The organism is Streptomyces sp. LS1784, assembly GCF_020103755.1.
Lineage (GTDB): Bacteria > Actinomycetota > Actinomycetes > Streptomycetales > Streptomycetaceae > Kitasatospora.
This window is the reverse complement of the sequence record NZ_JAHSQD010000671.1, coordinates 1-4,004: the sequence shown is the minus strand read 5'-3', so window position 1 is coordinate 4,004 and position 4,004 is coordinate 1. Positions and strand designations below refer to the sequence as shown.

5 protein-coding genes are annotated in these 4,004 nt (G+C 75.4%); 3 read left to right on the top strand and 2 right to left on the bottom strand.

All coding sequences use genetic code 11. The features are described 5' to 3' along the window. Positions 1-173: 173 nt before the first annotated feature. Positions 174-497 carry a plasmid stabilization protein gene (locus tag KS423_RS40220; RefSeq protein WP_224284680.1) on the bottom strand — a complete coding sequence of 108 codons (324 nt, stop codon included), beginning with the start codon at positions 495-497 and terminating at the stop codon, positions 174-176. 283 nt (positions 498-780) lie between these two features. Here KS423_RS40220 and KS423_RS40215 point away from each other — a divergent pair, with 283 nt between their 5' ends. Both KS423_RS40215 and KS423_RS40210 read left to right on the top strand, forming a co-directional pair. Continuing rightward, complete coding sequence (locus KS423_RS40215; protein ID WP_224284679.1) at positions 781-2,304, top strand: threonine/serine exporter ThrE family protein; 1,524 nt, start codon at positions 781-783, stop codon at positions 2,302-2,304. 165 nt (positions 2,305-2,469) lie between these two features. Then, positions 2,470-2,625 (top strand): DUF6131 family protein, encoded by a 156-nt coding sequence (locus KS423_RS40210; protein ID WP_224284678.1) that lies wholly within the window; start codon positions 2,470-2,472, stop codon positions 2,623-2,625. 73 nt (positions 2,626-2,698) lie between these two features. Here the strand turns inward: KS423_RS40210 and KS423_RS40205 are convergent, their stop codons facing one another. Beyond that, positions 2,699-3,052, bottom strand: coding sequence for a hypothetical protein (locus tag KS423_RS40205; protein WP_224284677.1), 354 nt, complete (start codon positions 3,050-3,052; stop codon positions 2,699-2,701). A 242-nt stretch (positions 3,053-3,294) separates the two neighbouring features. On the opposite strand from KS423_RS40205, the gene KS423_RS40200 reads away from it, so the two are divergent. Continuing rightward, positions 3,295-3,936: an L-threonylcarbamoyladenylate synthase gene (locus tag KS423_RS40200; protein ID WP_224284676.1), complete on the top strand. Its 642-nt coding sequence runs from the start codon at positions 3,295-3,297 to the stop codon at positions 3,934-3,936. The last annotated feature ends 68 nt before the right edge of the window (positions 3,937-4,004 follow it).

Below are 4,004 nucleotides of genomic sequence, written 5' to 3'. Positions count from 1 at the left end.
GCCGGGCCGGGGTCCGGGAACGGCTCCGGCGGCGGGACCGGCGGGATCGGCGGGGGCGCCGGGTCGGGCTCGCCCGGCCACGGCCCGGGGTCGGGATGGGGGGTCGGCCGGGTGTCCGGGTCAGGGGGCATCGGGACGGTCATCGAGGCACCTCCTCGGGCGGAGCGCGCCGCTCAGTAGCCGAGCGCGCTGGCCAGCCGGCGCTTGTTCATCTTCGAACGGCCCTTGATGCCGCGCTGCTTGGCCTCGTTGTACAACTGGTCGTAGGTCGGGCCCTGGGAGCCCTGGTGCGAGCGCTGACCGCCGCGCCGACCGGAGGACATGTCATGGGTCGAGCTCCGACTGGCGGTCCTCGACTCGCCGTGCCGGGCGCGCTCCTTGTTCACCGTCCGGGCCGCGATCTCCTTGGCCCGCTTCTCGCTCTCGCCCCGGTCGAGCGCGCTCTCCTTGATGTGCTCGTACTGGCGCTCCCGCTTGGGACTCGATCCGCGGGGCATGACCGACGCCTCCCTTCCTGTGCGGGGTCGTTGCGTAGGCGCGTCTACCCGCAGGCGCCGCCGCGAATCCGGCGGTCGGGCCCTCGTGCGGCCTGCCCCTGGGTCCGGTGGCCGGCCGTCCCTTGCCCCCGAGGTCGGCACGCGCGGGGCGATGGGGCGTGTACTGCCGGTCGTGCTCCGGTTCGGACGGGTGTGCCCGGTGTGACGCGTTCGCCACAGCATCACTCCGGGTAATTGACCGGCTGCACGATGGTGGCGGAGGGGGTGGGGTCAGGGAGTCGCGATGACGGAACACGAGCAGCTCGGCGCGCAGGCCGGCCCGGAAGGACGCCCCACCAGGCCCGAACGGGTGCCGCCCCAGGCCCCCGGGCCCGGAAGGCGACGGGCGGGTGCCCGGCCCGGAACGACCGGCGACGACACCGCGGCCCCCTGGCCCGACGCGATGCTGTCGCTGCTGCGCACCCCGACGGCCGACCGCAAGCCCGCGCCGGAGGGGGTAGGAGCAGAGCGGTCGGAGGGCGTCGAGCCGGCGCAGGTGCTGGACCTCGCGCTGCTGGTCGGCGAGCTGCTGCTGGCCAGCGGTGAGGCGGCCGAGGACGTCGAGGCCGCCATGCTCGCCGTCGCGCGCGCCTACCGGGTCCACCCCTGCGACCCGCAGGTCACCTTCACCAGGGTGGCGATCTCGTACCAGCCGGGCCCGTCGGAGCCCTCTCTGACGGCCGAGTGCTCGGTCCGCCGCCCGGCCGTCGACTACGCGCGGCTGGCCGCCGTGTTCCGGCTGGTCACCGAGATCACCGTGCGCGGGATGGCCGTCCCCGAGGCGCACGGCCGCCTGGTGGCGGCTCGCCGGCGCAGCCGCCCCTACTCCGGCCGGCTGTTCGTGCTCTCCTGCGGGGGGATGGCCGGGGCCGCCACGCTGCTGATCGGCGGCCGGGCCGACGCCAGGGCCTGGCTGGTGTTCGCCAGCGCCCTCGTCGCCGCGCTGCTGGGCGAGCGGTTCTCGGCCCTGGTGGCGCGCCACGACCTCCCGGCGTTCTACCAGTTCGTGGTGGCGGCGGTGCCCGCCGCCGTGATCGGCATCCTGCTGTCGTTCAACGGGCTGCACCTGCGCGGATCGGTGGTGATCACCGGAGGGCTGTACGCGGTGCTGCCGGGGTGGCCCATGGTGGCGGCGGCCCAGGACGGCCTGGCGGGCTTCTACCTCACCGCCGCCGCCCGGTTGCTCGAAGCGCTGTACCTGATGGCCGGTGTGGTGATCGGGGTGATGACGGTGCTCTACGTCGGCGTCAACAACGGCGCCGACCTCGCCGCCCAGGACGTCCCGCCCGGGGCGGTGAACCCGCCGCTGCAACTCGCCGCCGCGGTGCTGCTCACCCTGGCGTTCGCGGTGCTGCTGAACACCGAGCCGTCCACGCTGCCGGCGGTCCTGGTGAACAGCGCGGCCGGCTGGGCCACGTACGGGGTGCTGGTGAACGCGGGCGGCGAGCCGATCCTGGCCACCGGCCTGGCGGCCGGGCTGGTGGGGCTGTCCGGTCAGCTCATGGCGCGCTGCCGGGGCAGTTCGGCGCTGCCGCACATCACCGCCGCGCTGGGGCCGCTGCTGCCCGGCTCGGTGCTGTACTTCGGGATGCTCGCCTTCGTCCGGGGCGAGCCCGAGGTCGGGCTGAGCGGCATCGGGCGGGCCGGCGCGATGGCGATGGCCCTGGCCATCGGTGTCAATCTGGGCCGCGAGCTGGCCCGGCTCTTCCTGCCCGCGCCCCGGGTGGCCGCGCCGCCACGCCGCCGGGGCGGACGCCACCGGCGCTGACGGGGGAGCGACGGACCGGTTTGCCCGGGCGGTAGCGCGGTACACGCGTGGGTTGTGGAGAACGGGCCGGGCAACACCGGCCCCGCTTCCCGGGGACGGCCCGACCGGTTCGAGCCGACGAGGCCGCCCCCGCCGCCAGCCATCCGTCAACCCCGGGAGACCATCGTGATCATCCTCGGTGTCATCCTGCTCATCGTCGGCTTCGTCACCAGCATCTCGATCCTCTGGACCATCGGCATCGTGCTGGTCGTCATCGGTCTGGTCCTGTGGGTCGCCGGAGCGCTCGGACACGCCGTCGGCGGTCGCCGCCACTACTACTGACGCGGCCTGACCCGCGCTCAGCGCCGAACGCCCGACACACCCCGATGCACCTGACACGTCCGGCCCGCCCGGCTCAGGGGCGGTCCTCGTGCAGTCCGCACAGCCAGGCCAGTGCCCGATGGACGCCGAGCACATAGCTGTGGTCCTCCCCCCGGGCACGGACCCGGTGGAGGCGGACGGCGGCGGCCTGGCACTCGGCCAACAGCTGCGCGTGGCCCGGTCCGGTGGCGCCGGACGTGGCGGCAGCCGTCGCGGCGGCGGTGACCGGGGCCGCGATCTGGGCGCCGGCGGCCCATCGGTAGGCGCCGAGCACGCCGTGCTCGAAGCCGGTCCAGGGCCGGGGGCGCCGGTTGACCCTGTCGATCGCGGCGAACACCTCGTCCAGCGGGCGCACTCCCACGGCCGGGACCGTCTCGTCACTGGTCATGTCCGCAACCTACGTCCGCCCGGCACCGCCCGCCCCCGGGGAGGGCGGCCCGGTACGGCGTCGCCGTGCCGGGCCACCCGAGCGGCCGAGGCCGCCGACGATTCCGCCGCTCCCGCTGCCCGGCCAGGGCGCGGCCGGGCAGCGGGAGCAGGACGGGTAGGCTGACCAGGTCGTGTCCGGTCGGAGAGGTGGCCGGGCCGGAGGAACGGTGCGGGCCGGCGGCCCGCCGGTGGAGACCCCTGATGACTCGTCGTTTTGACTGCTCGGACCCCTCGGAGCGCGCAGCCGGGCTGCGCGAGGCCGTGGCCGCGGTGCGCCGCGGTGAACTCGTCGTACTGCCCACGGACACCGTGTACGGCGTGGGCGCGGACGCCTTCGCGGCGCAGGCGGTCGACCGCCTGCTGCGGGCCAAGGGCCGGGGGCGGAACATGCCCTCGCCGGTGCTGGTCGGCTCCCCGGAGGCGCTGGACGGGCTGGTCGAGGTGACGGAGCGCGCGCGGGAGCTGGTCAAGGAGTTCTGGCCGGGCGGGCTGACCGTGGTGGCCCGCCACCTGGAGTCGGTCGAACTGGACCTCGGCGAGACCGGTGGGACGGTCGCGGTGCGGATGCCCGCGCACCCGGTCGCCATCGAACTGCTCAACGCCACCGGACCGTTGGCCGTCTCCAGTGCGAACCTGACCGGGCACGAGTCGCCGCAGGACTGCGACGCCGCCCAGGGCATGCTCGGCGACTCGGTGGCCGTCTACCTCGACGGGGGCCCGACCGCGGCCGCCGTGCCCTCCTCGATCGTGGACATCACCGGCGAGGTGCCGGTCCTGCTGCGGGCGGGTGCGATCGGCGCCGAGCGCCTGCGCGAGGTGGTCCCCGGCCTGCGGGAGCGCTGAGCCGGCCGCAAAGCGGCGCCACACCCGGTCGACGGGCCGTACCGCGTGGCGCCCCGGCGGCCCGGGCC